The following is a 20,717-nucleotide window of genomic DNA, read 5'->3' on the forward strand; positions in this document are numbered from 1 at the left end:
GGGGCCGCTGCGGCAACGTCGATACACCCGCTGCCGACAGTGCCTAGGGTGCGAAAAATATTACCCAATCGATGCTGTTTGATTGATCGAATCGGGAGAGGCACGTGCAGCGGAACGATGATCTCATTCGAAAACTGATGCTCGACCTTGAAGGTGCAAACGACTTCGTAACCGACAGGCATACCGTCGAAGGATTTAGCCGGGATGAGGTTGCCTACCATCTGGGGCTTATCGTGAGGGCGGGGCTGGCCGAAGGGCCGACACCCCAATACTCGAATACGGGCAGCGACCCGACCATTCCTAGGGCTGTGATCGTGAAACGGTTGAGTCCGGCAGGCCATGACTTCATCGCAAATCTTCGCGACGACACGGTTTGGAAGAAGGTCAAGGAGCGGACGGCCAAAGCAGGGGGCTCGGTGAGTCTGGATCTGCTCGGACAGATTGGCGGCGCGGTCATCAAACAAATGCTGGGCCTGAGCTGAGCGGGTTGTCCTACAAGGCGTCGACACCGCCCGTGCTGACATCACCTGTCGGCATTCCCTGATAGGCGAAGCGAAGCAGGGCGTTCAATCTGCGCATGCACCGCAAGTCAGGCCAAGAACCGACTGGACGTCAGGCCATGCCGACATCGGAAAGTCAGGTGGAACGGACGAACGGCGCTTTGGTTAGCTTATGCCCCTGAGCGAAAAGGCACCCTTGCGGGTGCCTTTTTTATGGCTGACAGGCATCGAAACACGCAAGCCAGGAGCGGTTTCGTCTTTGACCTTACGCCGCCTTCTTGGCCCTTTTCACGGGCTTCTTGACGGCCTTTCCGGCTTTCTTGGCGGCTTTCGGCGCACCGTCAATCAGCAAGCTTTCCGCCGTCACGCCGCGCTTCTTCAAGGCCTCAGCAAACCATACGGGCTGACGACCACGACCTGACCAGGTTTCCGAGGCATTGGACGGATTGCGATACTTCGGGGCCACCGAACCCGTGCCTTTCTTGCTGGCCGTTTTCTTGCTCCCACGCGTCGGATAGACGTCGTTGATGGTCAGGCCCGCTCCTTTGAGCAGCGCATCAATCTCTTCCCGGACGGTGCGGACCTGGGTCACGCGGGCTTCCTGCATCTGGGCGTTGGCGTTTTCGATGAGCGCTTGGAGCTCTTTCGGGGACAGTGCTTTCAGATCGATGGCCATGAATTTTCCTTCAGAAGGGTTGAGCCAGGAATACGCTCGATGCCAAGTCTACAGGCTGTTGAAGATTGGGCACTCACTACTTAGCGATAGGAAGATAGATGCCCGCGCCCGCAGACGGGTCCGGGGTGTTATGGTTTGAGTTAGAATCGAACTGCGCTCAAGTGATTCGGTTGAGCAGTCATGGTCCATAAAGGAGCAGCTCGTGAGCGAGCAAAAGCACTTCGTAGAATTCTTAGAATCTAAGGCAAAGGAGATGTGGGAGGAGAGACGATCTCCTTACATGCTCAGTTCAATTGCGGTCGACTATAATCGGGATGGGTATGACTACCATCAAGTTTTGGGCAATGAAAAGCTCAAAACGGGCGTAAAAAGACTTGGTATCGCAGCGAATTTCGATGTTGTTGAGCATCCTACGCAGCGTGCCAAGATAGGCTTGGTGCCGAAAGACGTCGATTTTGACTTTGGTGCAATATCCCCGGTTGAACAAAATCCAGCTGGTGTGAAAACATCTCGGCGCTCAGGTATATCAAACGAGCGGGTTCTCATTAATTTTCTTCGCGTAATTCGTTCACTTCCTGACGATATGACGAAGGACGTGATTATTCCTTTAAATGTATTGGCACGCTTTGTTTCTGAATAATGAGAATGCTCGTTGCTCTTATTGCATCGGATGCTAGCTTAGTGAGTTTTTTTGGGGAGCAGAAAGAAAGAATTGTTCCTCGCGACTCACTTAAAAGGAGCATCTTCGAGGAGGTCACGCCGTGCGTTGTAACGGCAGGGCTTTGCTATAAATCGGAGCAAGGCGAGGCAGCGATTAGCGCGCTTCTCAAAATATTAGAAAGTAGAAAGATCGACGCCTGTATAGTCTTGGCTGAGGCGCGGATGCAGTCAAATTTGGCCATTGCAAATGGATCTATATTTCCGATTTTCTTTGATAGTGAATTAATTGGGGCAAGTAGATTAAATTTCTTTCATAAACTTATCTCGAAAATTCTTCGCTCATTTTCTTATTTGCTTGCTCGCAAGGAGCATCATCTAATTCGGTTGCCTTTTCGGAACTTTAATGGTGCTGAATTAGTAGAGCTCCGAGCTTTATGCTGGTCGGAAACGGAGGAGCCTACATTTTCAGACTTGCTGGATGCAAAAATTGCGACGCTAGGAGCGCGCGTGCGTCCACGTCGTAAATCTAAATTTAATCGTAAATATGTGGTGGATGATAACAATCGTTTTTTTGATTACGGTCACGAGAACCACGCTCGCTTTGATACCGCATCACCGCATGTTGACACATGCGTTCTGGCCGGAAAGTTTCGGTTCGGCATCCGCGTTGAGGAATTACGTCACTACAACGTGTCAGAGGGAGAAGGGGATCATACAAGTGTTGATGGAATTTTCACGAATTGTCACGGAGAACCTACCAAGGCGCTCTCTACCACCCACTTGAACATGTTTTGCAATGACTTCTTTTAAAAAAGACGGAGGTTCCGCTGAGCGGAACCTCCGTCTTAGTTGTAAGTTTGCCTATCCCAACTCTTCCGCTGCGGCAGTTGGTCAGCATCGCTCTCTAAAACTCACGTTTCTGGAGCTATCCGACGGTCCCGTCCTGCATTCTAGCGAGCTAATGTCCGAGTGTCGGTTTCCATCGGCGCGCACGAACAGTCTCGTAGGCAAGTGCCTACTATAGATTGACTCACGGTTCAAGTCAAGCTCTGAGATTCGATTAGAGAACATCCGGATAATTAACCCCTAGTGCTACCTGGATCGCATTGCTGATCTTGCATGGCTACGCGCGTCGCCCAAATCTTCCAAGCATCTTTTGGTGACTCGCTGTCTATGTCGTTCGCCCAAATGCCACGACATTGTTCGAAACTTCTTGTGGGCTGATCATCAGCAGGTCCGAAACAAGCGAAGGAGAAACGCTTAGCGTTCGGGCGACTGCTGCCAGTGGCATGCCGAAATGCTCATGGAGCATGCTCAGGCTTTCGGGAAGCAACTCAGGTTCTTCAGCGGGCACAAGGTCGTCTTCCGTTTCCTGTAGTGCTTCTCCGTGACGCTTTAATCCTATGTAGCCAGAGCGCGCTTGTTCTTCGGACAACATTCCAAGTTGCCGACCGCGGAAAATTAGAGCTGCTTTGGAGACGCCCCAGCGCAGTTTCAGCTGTGACAGCCCAGGCCAATTCAGGCGGCTGCCACGAAGGGCAAGTCGGCATTCCGCGGCAAAAGTGGTGCGGGGTAATAGCAGCGCGCTAGCGAAGCGATTGGCTTGCGTTTCAGTGAGGCGGTCACCAGTCAACACGCCTACATGTAGAGCAAAGTGCCCCAATTCATGTGCGACACCAAATCGTTGACGGCATCCAGAGCGTCCATCGCCATTCAAAGCAATGAGCGGCCGCTTAATGGCAAACGAAATGGCATCAATATCGGAAGCCAACCCCTTAATGCGCATCACCATGGCCCCAGCGTTCTCGGCCACCCGGGTCATGCTGCTCAAGGGTCCGCGGCCGAGACCAAATATGTCACGAAAACGCTCGGCGGCTCGCTCGATGGCCTCAGGGGAGTCGGGTTCTGATGACTCTATGGCGTAATTGGGTAGCCGAAGATGCCTCTCTAAAATAGCAATCAGTCGCTTCAACATTTCGCCGCGAGCACGAGCGTTCTGCCGCAAGCTGACCTTCGTGGTCAGATGGCTGCGAAAATGACATTCTTCCTCAGCAATCGCCTGCTCATCAGGCAAGAAGAAAAATTGCGGTAGCACGTTGAGACGCTCAGCCAATGCATTGGCTAAGCCATCAGAAATAGTTTCACCGCCAGTTTCAAGCCGACTCAGAAACTGCTTAGAAGTGCTGACCGACTCACCCAAGTCGGCCAGCGAGAGGTTGTGGAACAAGCGAATGAGACGAAGGTTTGCGCCGTTGAACTGCTTCATGGCTCAGGGCTTGATGTGTCTGCTGCCTCGCTTTGAGCCTCTGTAGCACCATCGTTGGCTTCCGTGGCGTCGGTCTCGGGCTGGCGCGGTGTGACCGAAGGTTTTCCGACCTGAACGGTGGGTGCTTGTTGGACGCTCTCCGCGTAAAGCACGCGTGGGGTATCAGAAATCCACCGGCACACGAGCGCACCGGTAGCGTCGAACCCGTGAAGTTCGACGTGGGGCTCTCCCGCGCCATCCAACCCGCGATCGATGACGAAGCAGAAACGGCTGGGGCCTTCGGTCCCTGCGAACTCCTGGAATGACAGCTGATAACCGTTGCCTTCCAAGACTGCTTTCTTGGTTGGGTTGATCGGGTCATCGTTGCTGAAGCGACAGGGCACGCCGCCGACGGTGAATACGAGATCAAACGTGGAATTGAGTGTTCGCAGCCACGGCCAGTTACCAGAAATGGCCTCAAGCCGAATACGGTTGCGTTGCCTATCGAACGTCGTGCATCCACGCCCATAGCCGCTATCGGTGTTTCGCGACAGGTCGTCCTGGGTGCTATAGAACTCATCGAGCAACCAGTTCGCAACGATCTGGAGCCGGTCGGATGACAGTTCGGGGCGGAACGAAGACGGGTGCGGCAGGCTCATTCTGTGCAGATCCAAGGTTTCGTCAACCGGGATGTTCGTGCATATTTTGAAGATCGTCAACTACTTTATGCGACGTCTTCTGAACCCCCTCTATGCACGTCTTTTGCCTACTAGCCTGAAAGAGGCGCTGGACGGTGGCACCTTTCCTTGGCCGGCTGCTAAGCTATCGAGGTATCGTTTTAGGTATCGTTTTTCCGCTACGGTTTTTGCCAAGAGTGAGTCTAGGCAAAGGCTAGGCGGGTGAGGTGGTCGATTCCCTTCACCCGCTCCACTCCCCGATCCCGCGATTTGCGAACTGTCTCGAACCATGGCGGATCCGATCGCTGCACGGCTGGTGATCCTGGGTTGGCGCGAGCGACTCGCCCTGCCGGCGTTGGGTATCGCGCGGCTCAAGGCCAAGCTCGATACCGGGGCGCGCAGCAGCTCGTTGCATGTCGACACGCTGGAACCGTTCCGGCGCGACGGCGAGGTGTGGCTGCGCTTCTCGCTGCATCCCGGACGACGCACACCGGTGGTGCACGCCGAGGCCCGCGCCGTGGACCGGCGCATGGTCACCGACACCGGCGGGCGCCGCTCCGAGCGCTGGTTCATCCGCAGTGAGGTGGAGCTGGCGGGGATGCGCTTCATTGTTGACATCAACCTCACCGATCGCCGCCATATGCTGTTTCCGCTGCTGCTCGGGCGCACCGCGCTGGCCGGGCGTTTCGTCGTCGACCCCTCGCTTTCCTATACCCAACCCTCGCCGTGGCCGACACCCGCCACGGACGTCGCGAGCCCCGCATGAAGATCGCCATCCTGTCGCGCAACACCCGGCTGTATTCGACCAAGCGCCTGGTCGAGGCGGCCCGCGAGCGCGGCCACGTGGTGCGCGTGCTCGATCCGCTGCGCTGCTACGTGCGCATCGCGCCCGGCGCGGTGGCGATCCGCTACAACGGCAAGCCGCTGCGCGACATTGACGCGGTGATTCCGCGCATCGGCACCTCCACCACGTTCTACGGCACCGCGGTGCTGCGCCAGCTGGAGATGATGGGCGTGTACACGCCCAACCCGTCCGATGCGGTGCTGCGCGCGCGCGACAAGCTGCGCTGCCTGCAGATCCTCGCCGCGCAGGGTATCGACATGCCGGTCACCGTGTTCGGCGACAACCCGGACGACACCGCCGACGTGCTGGCCCTGCTCGGCGAGCCGCCGCACGTGATCAAGCTCAACGAAGGCAGCCAGGGCACCGGCGTGGTGCTGGCGGAGAAGCGCAGCGGCTCGCAGAGCGTGATCGAGGCGTTCCGTGGCCTGTACGCGAATTTCCTGGTGCAGGAGTTCATCGCCGAGGCGAACGGGAGCGACATCCGCTGCTTCGTGGTCGGCAGGAAAGTGGTTGCAGCGATGCAGCGCGAGGCCAGCCCGGGCGATTTCCGCGCCAACCTGCACCGCGGCGGCAGCGCGGTGGCGGCGAACCTGAGCGCGGAGGAGAAGCGCCTCGCGGTCAAGGCCGCCGCCGCGCTGGGCCTGGGCATCGCCGGCGTCGACCTGCTGCGCTCCCGGCGCGGCCCGCTGCTGCTGGAGGTCAACGCCTCGCCCGGCTTGGAAGGGATCGAGGCCGCTACCGGCGTGGATGTGGCGGGATTGATCGTGGAACTGCTTCAGTCACGCGTCCGTCACCTGGCGGGAGTAGCGCCGCCCGGCTAAGACAGCCGCAAAGGACGTTAGTACGAAACTTTTCGTTGACAGTTCCGAATGGGCCTTTCTATGATCCCGGACAGGGCGATCTCGCGACGGGCAACCCACCATGGGATGCGGCTTGATTGGGGAGAGAAAGACATGAAGCTGAACGGTTGGATGATCGGCATCATCGTTGCTGTTGCGCTCATGCAGGTTGGTATCGTGCAAGCCTCCAAGACAAAGGTGATCGTGAAGGCGGAAACCAGGGATGACTTCGTGGCGGTGGTTGCCGCGGTACATCAACAGATGCAGCCAGGCGGTCAATATGAGCATGTCAGCGCGAGTGAGCGTGCCAGCATCGATCAGCACTTCAACGATATGCAGGGGATATTCGACAAATACGGCACGGTCGCCCAGATGGACGAGAAGGCGAAGATCCGGCTGTTCAACGATCAGGAGTTCGTGAATGCAACGCTTACGAAGCGCGACAACAAGCGCTTGGTGTGCGAGCACGTTGCGCCGGTGGGATCAAACATTCCCCGGACCAGCTGCCGCACTTACGGCGACATCATGCGGTCGCAACGGGACACGAACCGAATGTTGAACGATATGAGGCGAGTTCAGGAAACGAGGGGCGGCGGCGGCTGAGGCATCCGTCAACGGCCGGTGCCCGAGGCCAGTTTCGAAGGAGATGTCAGCTGGCCTCCCACGCGGATCAGCGGCTGCCTGTCTCACCACGACCCCGTGTGGAGCATGCATTCAGATGAAAAAAATTGCCGAGGACATGCGGAAGCCGACCAAGGCCGAGATGGAAATCCTGAACGTCTTGTGGGCGCGCGATGCCTGCACGGTTCGTGAGGTTCATGACGTATTGCGCCTGGGCGATCGTACCGGTTACACGACGGTGCTGAAGCTGCTTCAGCTCATGCACGCCAAGGGGCTGGTGGAGCGGGACGACTCGCAGCGCGCCCACATATACCGTGCAGCGGCCAGCAAGAAGCGCACACAGAAATACCTCTTGATGGATCTTGTGCAACGGGTATTCGACGGCTCGTCCTCGCAGTTGGTATTGCAGGCCCTGGGCAGCCAGCCAACCAGCCGCGAGGAACTGGATGCGATCCGCAAGCTGCTGAACCAGCTCGACAGGGAATCGCCGTGATGGCCACGCACATGATCTGGTTCACGCTGATCCGGGTGATTGGATGGACTCTGGTGCATTTCCTGTGGCAAGGCACCTTGCTTGGCCTGGTGTATTTTTCCGTGAGATCGATCCTTCCGCGTGGCACGGCACGCTATCGCTTCGGGATGGGGATTCTGTTCGCGCTGGCCGCGTGTCCATTGGTCACGATGTGGCAATTGCTGGACACCGTGTCCTTGACGTCCGCGGCGGGTCAAGCGCCCGCCATGTCGTTGGTCGTCGGTGAACCGGTCGCTGGCGGCGCCGGGCATGCGGTTTCGGGATTCGATGTCTTGCTGCCGTGGCTGGTGCTGGCCTGGTCGATCGGGGTACTGCTGCATTCGGTCCGCGCCTGCATGCAGTGGCGTGCGTTGAAGATGCTGGTGCGCAAGGCCGAGCAGTTGCCGCAATGGCAGCAACGGATTGCCGACATGGCCGGGCGTTTCGCCCTGCATCGGCGCATCACGGTACTGGGCAGCCGCATCATCAGTTCGCCGGTGCTGATCGGCTGGATTCGCCCGGTGATCCTCCTGCCCATGGCCGTCGTGTGCGGCTTTCCCGCGTCCCAGGTCGAGTTGATCCTGGCTCACGAACTGGCCCATTTGCGCCGTTGGGATCCGCTGGCCAACCTGTTCCAGGTCGTGCTGGAAACTGTGCATTTCTATCATCCTGTGGTGCGGTGGATATCGCGGGACGTCAACAACGAGCGCGAAATCTGTTGCGACCGGTTGGCTCTGGCCCTGGGCGGCGGCAGTCGTCGGGAGTTTGTTGCGGTGCTGGCCGAACTCGGTGACCTGCGTATGCGGCAGAAGAGCCTGGTGCTGGCGGCCAATGGGGGCGTGTTGCTGGATCGCGTGCAACTGATGGTGTTGCCGCAGCAGCAGGTTGGCCGCTTGCGCAAGGGCGGATATACGGTGGCGCTGGTGCTCTGTGCGGCGATGGCCATGCTGACCGTGCGCTTGCAATGGATCCAGGCTCAAATGAACGACGGCATGAATGTCGCGATCAGGCAGTTGCACGAACTGGTGATGCCTGCCGCCCTGCCTCTGATGAGTCCCCCTTCGACGTGGCAGGTGCCCAATCTTCTGCAGATCCCGTCAGGGGCGATCCGGCTGGTCGAGGCAAAGGTCACCGCTGATGCTCCCGGTGCCATGGCGTTCGCTCGGCCTGTCGATTTGGGCCGGCCGGCAGCGGTTTCGCTGGTCAATCTCAGGTCGGACGCGTTTGACGTGCTGGCGATGAGGCCGATGGAGGCCATCGCCGACCCAGCGGTCACCGTGGTTACGCCGACCCCGGTGCGGGTCCGTCAGCCGGTCTATCCCCGGCGCGCGCTCAGCGATGGCATCGAGGGCCGGGTCGTGGTGGAGTTCGCCTTGGGCAGGGACGGCGGCGTGCGCGATTTGCGCCTGGTCAGCTCGGTCCCGGTTGGGGTATTCGACCAGGCTGCCCTGGACGCCATGCGCTCCTGGAAATATGCCGTGCCGGCGGGGGTGGCGTCGACCCGCTATCGACAGATTCTCTCGTTTACGCTCAAGAGCGCGAGCGCCGGACGCCAAGACGGGCAGGCGGCTGCCACGGAGAATATCCAGGCCAAGTCGGTGTGCCAGATTCCCACGGGCACGCATATTTGCCGTTGGCCGGACAATGAAACCACGCCCGACAAAGTCGCTCCCGGCGCCGTCTCCCGATAGCCTGGTCGGTCCCCGTCATGTGGCGCCCGCGTGCCCCGAAGGATTTCGCCCGCCTTTCCGGTCTGCCACGAGGGAAGCGCGGCGGCGCCCCCTGTTCTCGTCATCGGCAGAGCGCAGAAACCGGGTAACGGAGTGACGCGTGGCCTGCCGGCCAGGTGGTTAACCGGCATCTAACCTGAGTCTCGCTATAAGTTCCGCGTTGTCTGTCGGCGGGTGAGCCCGTGATGGATGGCAGGTGATGGTAGCGGGGCAGTTGTTTGGGTCCAGGTGGGCGACGGCGAGTCGTGCATCTGGGCCTTTTTCTTGGAGACCCCGGGAAGAAGGCCACTTCCCGTGGCTTTCTTCTGTCGCAAGCCCGGTACGAGCCCGGACTTGCTCACGCGAACCAGGCACCGGTGTGCCCGATCCGCGTGCGGCCATCGGGCCACTGCTCCGGCGTTGCCTCAACTCGGGCATCGGGCAATTGCTCCATGCATTGCCTAAACTCGGGCATCGGGCAATTGCTCCATGCATTGCCTAAACTCGGGCATCCATGCCCTCGCCATGCCCTCGCCATGCTCTGGCCGTGTCCTCGCCATGGCCGGGAGATTGAAAGTCGCCATCTTTCAGCGCCGCGTTCACGCAAGCTTGTTAAGCTGGCAATCCCACCGGCCCGGCGCCGGTTGTGCAGGAGTGGCACATGCGCGTATTGGTGATAGAAGACAACAGCGACATCGCCACCAACATCGGCGATTACCTGGAGGACCGCGGCAACGTGGTCGATTTCGCCGGCGACGGCGTGACCGGACTGCACCTGGCGGTGGTGCACGATTTCGACGTGATCGTGCTGGATCTGACCCTGCCCGGCATGGATGGCCTGGAGGTGGCGCGCAAGCTGCGCCACGAGGCGCACAAGCAGACCCCGATCCTGATGCTCACCGCGCGCGATGCGCTGGAACAGAAGCTCACCGGCTTCGAGTCCGGCGCCGACGATTACATGACCAAGCCGTTCGCGCTGCAGGAGCTGGCTGCGCGGCTGGAGGTGCTGGCGCGCCGCGGCAAGGGCCCGCAGAGCCGCGTGCTGAAGGTGGCCGACCTTACCTTCAACCTCGACACGCTCACCGTGAATCGCGAGGGCAAGTCGATCCAGTTGAACCCGATCGGCCTGAAGCTGTTGCAGGCGCTGATGGAAGCGAGCCCGTCGGTGGTCACCCGGCAGGACCTGGAACAGCGCGTGTGGGGCGAGGAGTTGCCCGATTCCGACTCCCTGCGCGTGCACATCCACGGCCTGCGCGCGGCGATCGACAAGCCGTTCGGCAAGCCGCTTATCCACACGCGGCACGGCATTGGCTACCGCATGGTCGAGCCGGATGCAGTCCAGGCGTAAGCTTCGTTACCGCTTGATCGTCTCCTTCGCGCTGTTCGGCTTCGGCCTCAGCGCGTTGTTTGCCGTGGCCTCGCTGTACGTGCGCGCCAAGGTGGAGGATCAACTGGTGGTGTCGGCGCTGCAGCACGACGTGGACCAGGCGGTCGACAAGGTGATCGCGCACCCCGACCAGCAGGCCAGCTCCGAACTGATCGACGCCTGGTTGTGGAGTGACCGCACCATCTACAAGGCACCGCTGGATTGGCAGGGGCTTTCCACCGGTGTCTACGACATGAACGACGTGGACGAACAGGGTCGCCCCCGGCACTACAAGCTGGCGGTGCGGCGCAAGGACGGCATCATAGGTTTCGTGCGCTACGACGTGAGTCGCGAGGAACTGGGCAAGCGTCAACTCATCACCGCGCTGGTGCTCGTGGTGTTCCTGTTCAGCGTGCTCTCGCTGGCGATCGGCGTGTGGCTGTCGCGCAAGGTGCTCAAGCCGGTCAGCGAACTGGCCAACCGCCTGCGCGATTTCCGCAGGGCCGGCAAGGCCGAGCCGCTGGCGCCGCATTTCGCCGACGACGAGGTGGGCGAGCTGGCGCATGCGCTGGACGAGTATTCGGCGCGGCTCACCGCGATGGTCGAGCGCGACCGCGAGTTCAACTCCGACGTCAGCCATGAACTGCGCACGCCACTGGCGGTGATCGCCAGCACCACCGAGCTGCTGCAGGGTTCGCCCGACCTCACGCCCAAGCTGGCCGAACGGCTCAAGCGGATCGAGCGCGCCTCGCGCCAGGCCACCGAGCTGATCGAGGCGCTGCTGCTGCTGTCGCGCGCCGAGCGGCGCGGCCCCACCCGCGGCGAGACCACCGACGTCGGCAAGGTCGCCGCCGACGTGATCGAGAGCCAGCGCCCGCAGATGCGCGGCAAGCCGCTGACGATCGAGTTGGACGTGCGCGGCGCGGTCAGCGTCAACGCGCCGGCCTCGGTGCTGGCGGTGGCGCTGACCAACCTGATCGGCAACGCGATCAAGTACACGCTGGAGGGCAGCGTGCAGGTGGTGGTCGGCGATGGCGGCGTCGAGGTGATCGACACCGGCCCGGGGATCAAGCCGGAGGAAGCCGAGCGCTTGTTCCAGCGCGGCGTGCGCGGCGAGGGCGCCGGCGGCAGCGGCGCCGGCCTGGGCCTGGCGATCGTGCGCCGCCTGTGCGAACTGTATGGCTGGGATGTCGCGATGCGCCCGCGCACCGACGCCAACGGCGCGATCGCCAGCATCGCGTTCTCCTAGGCGCAACTCCCGCGATCCCGTTAGCCGCTCCCGCGTGCGGGTCAGGACGTGGCGGTGTCGAACAGGTCCGTCTGTGCCTGGTAGCTGTCGCGGTCGACGAAACCGGCGAGCCCCACGCCGACCAGCCGATAGCGCGTGGTCGTCGGGCGTTCCACGCGCTCGCGCAACGTGCAGGCGATCTCGCCCAGCTCGCGTGCCGAACGTGGCCGCTGCGGCGGTGTGAGGCTGCGGGTCAGGGTGTGGAAGTCGGCCGTTTTCAGTTTCAGCACGACGGTGCGGGCGACCCGTTCGCGTTCACGCTGATAGCCGCTCCACGCCTTGTCGGCCAGGCGGCGAATGTGCGGCTCCAGCTCGTCCAGCGGCAAGTCGTGCTCGAAGGTGTCCTCGGCGGAGATCTGCAGCGTGGGTCGCTCCGGCTGCACGGGATGCTCGTCGATGCCGTGGGCCAACTCGTGCAGGCGCCGGCCCCAACGCCCGAAACGCAACTCGAGCGTGGCGACGGCGAGCGCGCGCAACTCCCCCACGGTGGCGATGCCCAGCGCGGCGAGCTTGCCCTCCATCACCTTGCCCACGCCGGGCAGGCGACCCACCGGCAGCGGCGTGAGGAAGTCCAGCACCTGGCGCGGGCGGATCACGCACAGGCCGTCGGGCTTGTTCCAGTCCGAGGCGATCTTGGCCAGGAACTTGTTCGGCGCCACGCCGGCGGAGGCGGTCAGTGCGGTCTCTGCGCGGATCGCCGTGCGGATCGCCTCGGCGGTGGCGGTGGCCGAGGGCAGCGCGGTTTTCGTGGTGGTGACGTCGAGGTAGGCCTCGTCCAGCGACAGCGGCTCGATCAGGTCGGTGTGGCGGGCGAAGATCTCGCGGATCTGTCGCGACACCGCCTTGTAGCGCACGAAGTCCGGCGGCACGAACACCAGCTGCGGACACAGGCGTTCGGCGCTGATCGCCGGCATCGCCGAGCGCACACCGAACACGCGCGCCTCGTAGCTGGCCGCGCACACCACCGAGCGCGCGCCGCGCCAGGCCACCGCCACCGGCTTGCCGCGCAACGCGGGATCATCGCGCTGCTCCACCGAGGCGTAGAACGCATCCATGTCGATGTGCAGGATTTTCCGCGGGGCGGACATCTGGGGAGCGCGGCCTGGCGTGCTGGGGGCCTTGGCATTGTACGCAGCCTCGCCCGGGCGTTCAGCGCCAGAACGGGATCACGTACTCGTCGATCGGGTCGCGTTCCGGCTTGCGGCCGGGCGCGGGTGGCGCGTTGGCCACCCGCAGTTCGTGGCGGCCGGGCGCGAGCGGGCGCACGTCGATCATCGCCACCAGCGCCGGCCGTCGTGCCCGCGCGTCGCTGCCGGTTTCGTAGCGCAGGCCGGCCACGGGCTTGCCGTCCAGGGTCACCGCGTGCAGCTTGCCCAGGCAGTCGAGCGTGTGTTCGGCGCGGGCCTGCGCTTCTGTCATGTCGAGCCCCGCCGCGCACTGCCGCCGCAGGGCCGCAGCGTCGCGGCCGGGCTGGTAGGGCACGACCAGCCGGAGATACGGCGAGTCGATGACGGCGCTCTGGATGTAGGGCACGGCGGGGTCGCGGATCAGGTCGCGCTGGTCGTCGTAGTAGGCGGCATTGATCGCATGGCTGCCGTTGGCAAGGTACGGGAAGGCCGCGTACTCGCCCAATCGGTAGGGAGAGCCCGAAGGCAGCAGGGTCAGCGCCCCGAAGATCGCCGTGGGCGCGACGATCAGCCAGACGAGCAGCACGAAGCGGACTTCGCCGATGCGGCTGGAGACCAGCAACCAGACGTACTGGGTGCGGCCGACGCCGATTCGCGCGTAGAACCGCAAGGTCGCCCCCAGAACGCGCCGCAGCCGGCCTGTCGGCGCCAGCCGGCTGCCGAACCGGCGATCGATCAGGTGCGCCACCAGGAACGGAAGCATCACCGCGGCAAAGACGGGGAGCACGAAGTCGAACAGGTCGACGCGGAGGTCGAACGCCCGCTGCAGCGTTCCGGTGACGCCGAACACGACGCTGGCGACGAGACAGATCACCAGCAGCAGGATGCCAAGCATCACGCCCAGCGCGAATACCACCGTGGCGCGATTGTCCGCGCGCTCGATGCCGATGCCGGCCGGCGCCAGGCGCTGCTGTTCCAGGGCGCGTCGCACCGGGCCCATGCGCAGGCGTTCCCAGTGCACGCCTTCGGGGAACACCGAGTGCAGGCCGACCAGGGCGATCCACTGCGCGCGCAGGATCAGGTGCAGGGTGAAGGTGATCGCCAGGATCAGCGCCGCCGATTTCAGGTAGACGAACACGGTGATGAGCGCCGCCACCGTGGCCTCGTTGAAGCGCGGAATCAGCGCATACATGCGATCGTCCAGCCAGCCCGGCAGCTGCAGCATGGCGAATACCGCCACGCCGGAGATCAGCAGTTCGACCTCCCAGGTCGGCGTGGTGTGGCGAGGCAGCGCATCGGCTTCCTGCACGGACTCGGTGGACGGATCGTTGACGGTCATGCAGCAAGGTTTCCGGTGGTTGGCCTCAATGGCTGGGCGAAGATAGCGCGGCACGCCGAAGCGCAGGATGGTTGGCCAGCAGGTGCGCGAAGCGCTCGGCCGCCTGCGGTTGCCCGGCGAGGAACAGCGACGGTTCGATCAGCTCCAGTTCCATCAGCACGAAACGCCCGCCGCTGACCACGCCATCCACCCGCGCATACGCCGGCACGTCGTGGCCCGCGACAGCGAGCGCGGCCAGGGCGCGCCCGGCCGCGGCGCGCGTCGCGGCATCGGGCACCGCCGGTTCGCTGCGGCCGCCGTGTTCGTCCTGCACGCGGTAGTCGCCCGCGGCGGGGCGCTTGATGACGGCGTGGCTGTACTCGCCGCCGAAATACAGCAACGACCACTCGCCGGCGCCGGCGATTTCGGAAAGGTACGGCTGCACCAGGTAATCCAGCACCGTCGGCAACTGCGCCACGGCCGCGGCGAACGCATCGTCGCCGACCTCGCCACGCAGGGTCTGCCACGCGCCGCCGCTGATCGTCGGCTTGACCACCACCGACGCGCCGGGCATCGACGCCAGCACGCGCGCCAGTTCGCCGCCGTGCGCCAGCCGGGTCGGGATGGTCGCCACGCCCAGGCGCGCGAGTTCGAACAGGTAGCGCTTGTCGCTGTTCCAGCGCAGCAGGCGGCTGTCGTTCAACGTGGCGACGCCGAGCCGGTCGAGGCGATCCAGCCATTGCCCGAACGCCGCGGGGTGCTTGTGGTAGTCCCAGATCGTGCGGATCAGCACCAGGTCGAATGCCGACCAGTCGACCTGCGCGTCGTTCCACACGCACACCGTCGGCGGTACGCCGAGTTGCGCCAGCGTGGCGGCGAGGTGCGCGTCGTCCGGGTCGATCCAGGGGCGCGCGGCACAGGTGGCGAGGGCGAGTCGGGCGGGGTGATCGGGCAACGGCATCGGCGCAATCTAGCAGCGCTGGCCGGCGTTGCGCGCGGTCCCGTGCCAGACGGGACTGGTGAAAGCGTCCCCGACAATGGCAAGGTAGCCGGCGTGCTGACCGAACCCGCCAATGCCTACGCCCGCCGCCTGAACACCTGGGACGCCGCGATGATCGTCATCGGCGGCGTCATCGGTGCGGGCATTTTCCTCACCCCGTCGACGGTGGCGCGGCATACGTCATCGGGCGTTGAACTGCTGATCCTGTGGGCGATCGGCGGCGGACTGACCCTGGCCGGCGTGCTGTGCTACGCCGAACTGGGCGCGCGGCGGCCGCAGGCGGGCGGCATCTACGTCTACTTGCGCGAGGCGTTCGGCCTGATGCCGGCGTTCCTGTTCGGCTGGACGATGGCGCTGATCAACTATCCCGGCAGCGTGGCGGCAGTGGCGACGATGTTCGCCGAATACCTGTGCAGCGCGCTGGGGCTTGGCGGGCAGGGTTACGTGAAGCCGGTGGCGGTGGGCGCGATCGTGTTCATCGTGGGCATCAACCTGTTCGGCATTCGCGCCGGCGCCTGGCTGCAGAACGTGTTCACCGTGCTCAAGCTGCTGGCGATCGCGCTGCTGGTGATCACCGGCCTGGTGCTGGCGCACGAACACCTGGGCGTGGCGCTGATCGGCCAGCCGGCCACGCCAGCCTCGCCGTGGGCGTTCGCCGGTGCGCTGCTGCCGGTGCTGTTTTCCTATGGCGGATTCCACTACCTCAACGACCTGGCCGGGGAGGTGCGCAATCCGCAGCGCACCCTGCCGCGCGCGTTGGGCATGGGCATGACCGGCGTGGTGATCTGCTACCTGCTGGCCAACTGCGCCTATCTCTCCGGCCTGGGGCATGCCGGCCTCGCCGCCAGCGACGCGCCGGCGGCGGACCTGCTGCGCCGCCTGTTCGGCGAGCGCGGCGCCACCGTGATCGCGGTCGGCATCGCCTGCTCCACGTTCGGTTATTGCGCGATCGCGGTGGCCGGTGGTGCGCGCGTGCTGCAGACGATGGGTGCCGACGGGGTGTTCTTCCGCGCCGCGGGGCGGGTCGACCCGCGCACCCGTGCACCACAGGTGGCGCTGGCCGTGCTCGGGGCGTGGGCGGTGGTGCTGGCGCTGTCCGGCACCTTCGGCCAACTGCTCAACTACACCACGGTCGGCGAGTGGCTGGGCCACGTGTTCGGCATCGGCACGCTGTTCTGGTACCGCAAGCATTTCATCGACGAGCCGGCGCCATACCGGGTGCCGTTCTACCCGCTGCTGCCGCTGATCTTCGTCGTCACCGTGTTCGGCGTGATCGTCGCCAGCGCGATCCACGCGCCGCGCGATGCCGGCATGAGCCTGGTCATCATCGCGCTGGGCGTGCCGGTGTACTACGGCTGGCAGCGCTGGGTGCGCCGGCATCCGCTGGCGTAGGCTGGCGGCGGGTTGCTGCCGGCGGGGACGCCGATGAACGTGCGTGTGTGGATGGCTTGCTTCGGCCTGGCCCTGCTGGGCGCCGGCCATGCCGCGGGCATGGATGCGGCGCGCCGCGAGGTCGTCGGCACCCTCCAGCTGGAGCAGGTTCGACAGGTAGGCGGTGTCGAGCACGCCGCTGACGGCGTGGCCCAGCGCCGCTACACCTTCGCACCGGCGGCGCAGCCGTCGATCGTGCTCGTGCCGCGCAGCGGGACGTGGGACTGGTCGGACCAGGGCGAGCTGCACCTGCGCGTGCAGAACGCGATGCCGTGGGCGGTCACGCTCGATGTGGAGATCGACAGCGCCGGCCGGCGCCTGCAGGCGCGCGTGGGCTTGCCGCCGGGACCGGCGCAGACGCTGGTGGTGCCGCTGCGCGCCAGCTCGCCGCGCGCGCAGGGCATGCAGGTCGGCCCGCCGATGCCGTTCGATGATGGTGGTCACAAGGTGTTGCTGGCGACCACCGTGCGTGGCGCGCTGGACCGGCGCCGCGTGCAAGCCATCCGCCTCGGCATCCCCTCGCCGCAAGCGGAACAGACACTGCTGCTCGGCGGCATCAGCACGCGGCCGGGTGAGCCGACCGTGCACGCGGCCTACGCCGGCATCGTCGATCGTTACGGGCAATCCACCCGCGCGCAGTGGCCGGAGAAGATCGGCTCCGATGCCGCCTTGCGCGCGGCGGTGCACGCGGATGCGGGCAGCGCGGCCCCGGCCGCCGATGCCTACGGTGGACAGCCAGGCCAGGCGCTGGATCGCACGGGCTGGTTCCACGTGCAAAAGCGGGGCGGTCGCTGGTGGCTGGTGACGCCCGACGGCCACGCGTTCTTCTCGCTGGGCGTCAATGCGGTCAACGCCGGCGGCGGGCGCAGCTACGTGGAGAGTCGCGAGTTCATGTTCGACGACCTGCCGCCCGATCGCGGCGAATGGGCGGCCTTTTACGGACGCAGCGACAGCCGGCGCCCGGGCGAGGGCGCCAGCCAGGGCATCGCGTACAACCACGGCCGCTGGTTCGATTTCTACGCAGCCAATCTCCACCGGATCGACGGCAGCGACTGGCTGGCCGCCTGGCGCAAGCGCACGCTGGATCGGTTGCAGGCCTGGGGCTTCAACACCCTCGGCAACTGGAGCGATGCCGCGCTGGGTGCCGCGCATCGCCTGCCGTATACGCGTTCGATCAACATCGCCGGCGACTATGCCGACGTCGCCAGCGGCTACGACTACTGGGGCCGCATGCCCGATCCGTTCGATCCGCGCTTTGCCGTCGCCACCGAGGCGGCGGTGACGAAGGCCAGCGCGGGGGTGACCGACGATCCGTGGCTGCTCGGCTACTTCGCCGACAACGAGCTGGCGTGGGCCGGCGAAGGACCGCAAGGGCGTTGGGGATTGGCGCGGGGCACGCTCGCCGGCGACGCGCGCAGCCCGGCCAAGCAGGCTTTCGTCGCGATGCTGCGCCAGCAGTACGCCACGCCGCAGGCGCTGGGTGAAGCCTGGGGCATCGAGCTGCGTTCATGGGATGCGCTGCAGGCCACCGGCTATGCGGCGCCGGCGCCGAACGAGGCGCATCCGGCACTCGCCCGCGACTACAGCCACTGGCTGCGCCGCTACGCCGACGCCTATTTCCGCATCGTGGCCGCGGCGCTCCGCCGCCACGATCCGCATCACCTGTTTCTGGGCGGACGCTTCGCGGTGTACACGCCCGAGGCCGTCGCCGCCTGCGCGCGGTATTGCGACGTGGTCAGCTTCAACGCCTATGCCGACCTGCCGCAGCATCACGTCGACATGGCGTTGATGCGGACGCTGGATCGGCCGGTGCTGCTCGGCGAATTCCATTTCGGATCGAACGACCGCGGCCCGTTCGGTGCGGGCGTGGTGCCGGTGGCCGACGAGGCCGCACGCGGCGCGGCCTACGCGCGCTATCTAGCCGCCGCCACGACGAACCCGCTGGTGGTTGGCGCGCACTGGTTCGAGTACGCCGATCAGCCGCTCGCCGGTCGTCTGCTCGACGGCGAGAACAGCCACATCGGCCTGGTCGGCATCACCGACATTCCGTTCGGCGGCTTCGTGCAGGCGGTGCGTGCAGCCAACCGGAGCGTGGCGGCGCCGCCGCGGGGTGCCCCGAACGGGCGCTGAATCGCGACGCGCGCGCGATCGGCTATGCTGGGGAACCACGCAGCCGGCATGTGGTCGGCTGAACTCGTGACCTCAATTCATCCGGAACCGCCACCATGAACCTGCCTCGTCTCACGCTCGCTGCCGCGCTCGCCCTCGCCACCGGTTTGTCCGTCGTTCCCGTCCAGGGGGCGCACGCCCAGAGCGCGCAAGCCGCCGACGAGCTCGGCGGCAACGCGGTGGCCGGCGTGTGCATGCTCTCGCGCGAGGCCGTGTTCGCGCAGTCCAAGGTCGGCAAGGCCGCCAGCGAGCGGCTGGGCCAGTTGGCCGAGCAGGCGAACAGCCAGTTGTCGAACCAGCGCAAGCCGCTGGATGCGGACATCCAGGCCTTCCAGCAAAAGGCCGCCTCGCTCACCGAGGACCAGCGCAAGCAGCAGGGCGCGGCGCTGCAGCAGCGCATGCAGACCTTCCAGTCGCAGGCCGGCGAGCAGAACGAGCGCATCCAGCTCACCCGCGCCAAGGTGATGCAGCGGATCGGCCAGGAAGCGCAGCCGGTGGTTGCCGCCAGCTACAAGAAGCACCAGTGCGGCCTGTTGCTCAACCGCGACGCGGTGCTCGGCGGCAACACCAGCAACGACCTGACCAGCGACGTCGTGCAGGGTCTGGACGCCAAGCTCACCACGATCAGCTTCAACCTCGAACCGCTGCCGGCCAAGGGTGCCGCGAACGGCGGCGCGAAGTAAGCGTCCCCAGGTCATCGGGACCGGCGGCGCGGCCGCCGGCTTCCCGTCGCCCACGCACGGAACCACGATGAACCAGTCCAGCTTCTATCCCGTAGGCACGGCGCTCCAGCCCTGGGGCGAGGCCGAACGCGAGGCATGGCGCTCGCGCCAGCGTGTGCAGCGCAGCTACGCGGATGACGTGTTGCGCCGGATCGACGCGCTGCGCGCGCACTGGGCGGTGGCACCGTACGGTGAGCTGGCCTATCCCGACGCACGCCATCCGCTGTACGCCCTGCGCAGTGCATCCTGGCGCGACGAGCTGCCGGTAATGCTGGTCACCGGCGGCGTCCACGGCTACGAAACCAGTGGCGTGCACGGTGCGCTGCAATTCGCCGAGCAGCACGCGGCAGACCTCGCCGGCCGGGCCAACCTGCTGGTGGTGCCGTGCGTGAGCCCGTGGGGCTACGAACGCATCCAGCGCTGGAATGCTGCTGCGCTCGATCCCAACCGCTCGTTCCATGCGCACAGCCCGGCACAGGAATCGGCTGCGCTGATGGCGCTGGTGGCGCCGCTGCGCGAGCGCGTGCTGATGCACATCGATCTGCACGAAACCACCGACAGCGACGAGGCCGAGTTCCGCCCGGCCCTGGCGGCCCGCGACGGCAAGCCGTTCGAACCCGGCACGATTCCCGATGGCTTCTACCTGTGCGCCGACAGCGCGCAGCCGCAGCCCGCGTTCCAGCAGGCGATCATTGCCGCGGTGGCCAAGGTCACCCATATCGCGCCGGCCGACCCCGACGGCACCATCATCGGCTCGCCGGTGGTGGCGCATGGCGTGATCGAATACGACTACGGCCGGCTCGGCCTGTGCGCCGGCATCACCGCCGCGCCGTTCAAGACCACCACCGAGGTCTACCCCGACAGCCCGCGCGCCACGCCCGCGCAATGCAACGACGCCCAGGTGGCGGCGGTGGTGGCAGCGATCGACTTTGCGCTGGCGCATCCGGCCGGCTGACGCCGACCGCCCGGCGTGGTCACGCGCCGAGGCTGTGCTAGCATCGACCGCTGAAGGGG

General features: G+C 64.7%; 20 protein-coding genes. 14 read left to right on the forward strand and 6 right to left on the reverse strand.

Going from position 1 to position 20,717, the window contains the following annotated elements:
- Window positions 1-104: 104 nt before the first annotated feature.
- Window positions 105-482, forward strand: coding sequence for a DUF2513 domain-containing protein (locus ACFCQI_RS09430; RefSeq protein ID WP_395116045.1), 378 nt, complete (start codon window positions 105-107; stop codon window positions 480-482).
- A gap of 283 nt (window positions 483-765) precedes the next feature.
- Here the strand turns inward: ACFCQI_RS09430 and ACFCQI_RS09435 are convergent, their stop codons facing one another.
- Window positions 766-1,176: an H-NS family nucleoid-associated regulatory protein gene (locus ACFCQI_RS09435; RefSeq protein ID WP_395116047.1), complete on the reverse strand. Its 411-nt coding sequence runs from the start codon at window positions 1,174-1,176 to the stop codon at window positions 766-768.
- A 202-nt stretch (window positions 1,177-1,378) separates the two neighbouring features.
- On the opposite strand from ACFCQI_RS09435, the gene ACFCQI_RS09440 reads away from it, so the two are divergent.
- A complete protein-coding gene (locus tag ACFCQI_RS09440) occupies window positions 1,379-1,816 on the forward strand; it encodes a hypothetical protein (protein ID WP_395116049.1) in 438 nt (145 codons plus the stop codon).
- Between the two features lie 5 nt (window positions 1,817-1,821).
- Window positions 1,822-2,646 carry a hypothetical protein gene (locus ACFCQI_RS09445; RefSeq protein ID WP_395116051.1) on the forward strand — a complete coding sequence of 275 codons (825 nt, stop codon included), beginning with the start codon at window positions 1,822-1,824 and terminating at the stop codon, window positions 2,644-2,646.
- A gap of 361 nt (window positions 2,647-3,007) precedes the next feature.
- On the opposite strand, the gene ACFCQI_RS09450 is transcribed toward ACFCQI_RS09445, so the two are convergent.
- Together ACFCQI_RS09450 and ACFCQI_RS09455 are read right to left on the reverse strand one after the other, a co-directional pair.
- Window positions 3,008-4,102, reverse strand: coding sequence for an ImmA/IrrE family metallo-endopeptidase (locus ACFCQI_RS09450; RefSeq protein WP_395116053.1), 1,095 nt, complete (start codon window positions 4,100-4,102; stop codon window positions 3,008-3,010).
- Window positions 4,099-4,740 (reverse strand): hypothetical protein, encoded by a 642-nt coding sequence (locus tag ACFCQI_RS09455; protein ID WP_395116055.1) that lies wholly within the window; start codon window positions 4,738-4,740, stop codon window positions 4,099-4,101. The genes ACFCQI_RS09450 and ACFCQI_RS09455 overlap by 4 nt, the downstream gene beginning before the upstream one ends.
- 307 nt (window positions 4,741-5,047) lie before the next feature.
- Between ACFCQI_RS09455 and ACFCQI_RS09460 the strand changes: the two genes are divergently transcribed.
- The 7 genes from ACFCQI_RS09460 to ACFCQI_RS09490 all read left to right on the forward strand — a co-directional run bounded on the left by ACFCQI_RS09460 (window position 5,048) and on the right by ACFCQI_RS09490 (window position 11,897).
- A complete protein-coding gene (locus ACFCQI_RS09460; protein ID WP_395116057.1) occupies window positions 5,048-5,524 on the forward strand; it encodes an ATP-dependent zinc protease in 477 nt (158 codons plus the stop codon).
- Entirely contained in the window at window positions 5,521-6,423 is a 903-nt protein-coding gene (gene rimK / locus ACFCQI_RS09465; protein WP_395116059.1) for a 30S ribosomal protein S6--L-glutamate ligase, read from the forward strand. The genes ACFCQI_RS09460 and rimK overlap by 4 nt, the downstream gene beginning before the upstream one ends.
- A gap of 132 nt (window positions 6,424-6,555) precedes the next feature.
- Window positions 6,556-7,044: a hypothetical protein gene (locus ACFCQI_RS09470; protein WP_395116061.1), complete on the forward strand. Its 489-nt coding sequence runs from the start codon at window positions 6,556-6,558 to the stop codon at window positions 7,042-7,044.
- 115 nt (window positions 7,045-7,159) lie between these two features.
- Window positions 7,160-7,555 carry a BlaI/MecI/CopY family transcriptional regulator gene (locus ACFCQI_RS09475; protein WP_395116063.1) on the forward strand — a complete coding sequence of 132 codons (396 nt, stop codon included), beginning with the start codon at window positions 7,160-7,162 and terminating at the stop codon, window positions 7,553-7,555.
- A complete protein-coding gene (locus ACFCQI_RS09480; RefSeq protein WP_395116065.1) occupies window positions 7,555-9,264 on the forward strand; it encodes a TonB family protein in 1,710 nt (569 codons plus the stop codon). The genes ACFCQI_RS09475 and ACFCQI_RS09480 overlap by 1 nt, the downstream gene beginning before the upstream one ends.
- Window positions 9,265-9,943: 679 nt before the next feature.
- Window positions 9,944-10,630 carry a response regulator transcription factor gene (locus ACFCQI_RS09485; RefSeq protein WP_395116067.1) on the forward strand — a complete coding sequence of 229 codons (687 nt, stop codon included), beginning with the start codon at window positions 9,944-9,946 and terminating at the stop codon, window positions 10,628-10,630.
- Complete coding sequence (locus tag ACFCQI_RS09490; RefSeq protein WP_395116069.1) at window positions 10,614-11,897, forward strand: sensor histidine kinase; 1,284 nt, start codon at window positions 10,614-10,616, stop codon at window positions 11,895-11,897. The genes ACFCQI_RS09485 and ACFCQI_RS09490 overlap by 17 nt, the downstream gene beginning before the upstream one ends.
- A 41-nt stretch (window positions 11,898-11,938) precedes the next feature.
- Here the strand turns inward: ACFCQI_RS09490 and dinB are convergent, their stop codons facing one another.
- The 3 genes from dinB to ACFCQI_RS09505 form a co-directional block, all read right to left on the reverse strand.
- Entirely contained in the window at window positions 11,939-13,024 is a 1,086-nt protein-coding gene (dinB, locus tag ACFCQI_RS09495) for a DNA polymerase IV (RefSeq protein ID WP_395116072.1), read from the reverse strand.
- 61 nt (window positions 13,025-13,085) lie between these two features.
- Complete coding sequence (locus tag ACFCQI_RS09500) at window positions 13,086-14,402, reverse strand: hypothetical protein (protein WP_395116074.1); 1,317 nt, start codon at window positions 14,400-14,402, stop codon at window positions 13,086-13,088.
- 25 nt (window positions 14,403-14,427) lie between these two features.
- Window positions 14,428-15,342, reverse strand: a complete 915-nt coding sequence (locus tag ACFCQI_RS09505) for a RimK family alpha-L-glutamate ligase (protein WP_395116076.1) — start codon at window positions 15,340-15,342, stop codon at window positions 14,428-14,430.
- Between the two features lie 93 nt (window positions 15,343-15,435).
- On the opposite strand from ACFCQI_RS09505, the gene ACFCQI_RS09510 reads away from it, so the two are divergent.
- From ACFCQI_RS09510 to ACFCQI_RS09525, 4 genes are all read left to right on the forward strand, one after another.
- Window positions 15,436-16,773, forward strand: a complete 1,338-nt coding sequence (locus ACFCQI_RS09510; protein ID WP_395116078.1) for an APC family permease — start codon at window positions 15,436-15,438, stop codon at window positions 16,771-16,773.
- Window positions 16,774-16,806: 33 nt separating this feature from the next.
- Window positions 16,807-18,942 (forward strand): beta-galactosidase, encoded by a 2,136-nt coding sequence (locus ACFCQI_RS09515; RefSeq protein ID WP_395116080.1) that lies wholly within the window; start codon window positions 16,807-16,809, stop codon window positions 18,940-18,942.
- 95 nt (window positions 18,943-19,037) lie between these two features.
- Window positions 19,038-19,664, forward strand: coding sequence for an OmpH family outer membrane protein (locus tag ACFCQI_RS09520; protein ID WP_395116082.1), 627 nt, complete (start codon window positions 19,038-19,040; stop codon window positions 19,662-19,664).
- 67 nt (window positions 19,665-19,731) lie between these two features.
- Window positions 19,732-20,658, forward strand: coding sequence for a M14 family metallocarboxypeptidase (locus ACFCQI_RS09525; protein ID WP_395116084.1), 927 nt, complete (start codon window positions 19,732-19,734; stop codon window positions 20,656-20,658).
- Window positions 20,659-20,717 lie beyond the last annotated feature (59 nt).

It is taken from the genome of Rhodanobacter sp. FW102-FHT14D06 (assembly GCF_043950705.1).
Lineage (GTDB): Bacteria > Pseudomonadota > Gammaproteobacteria > Xanthomonadales > Rhodanobacteraceae > Rhodanobacter.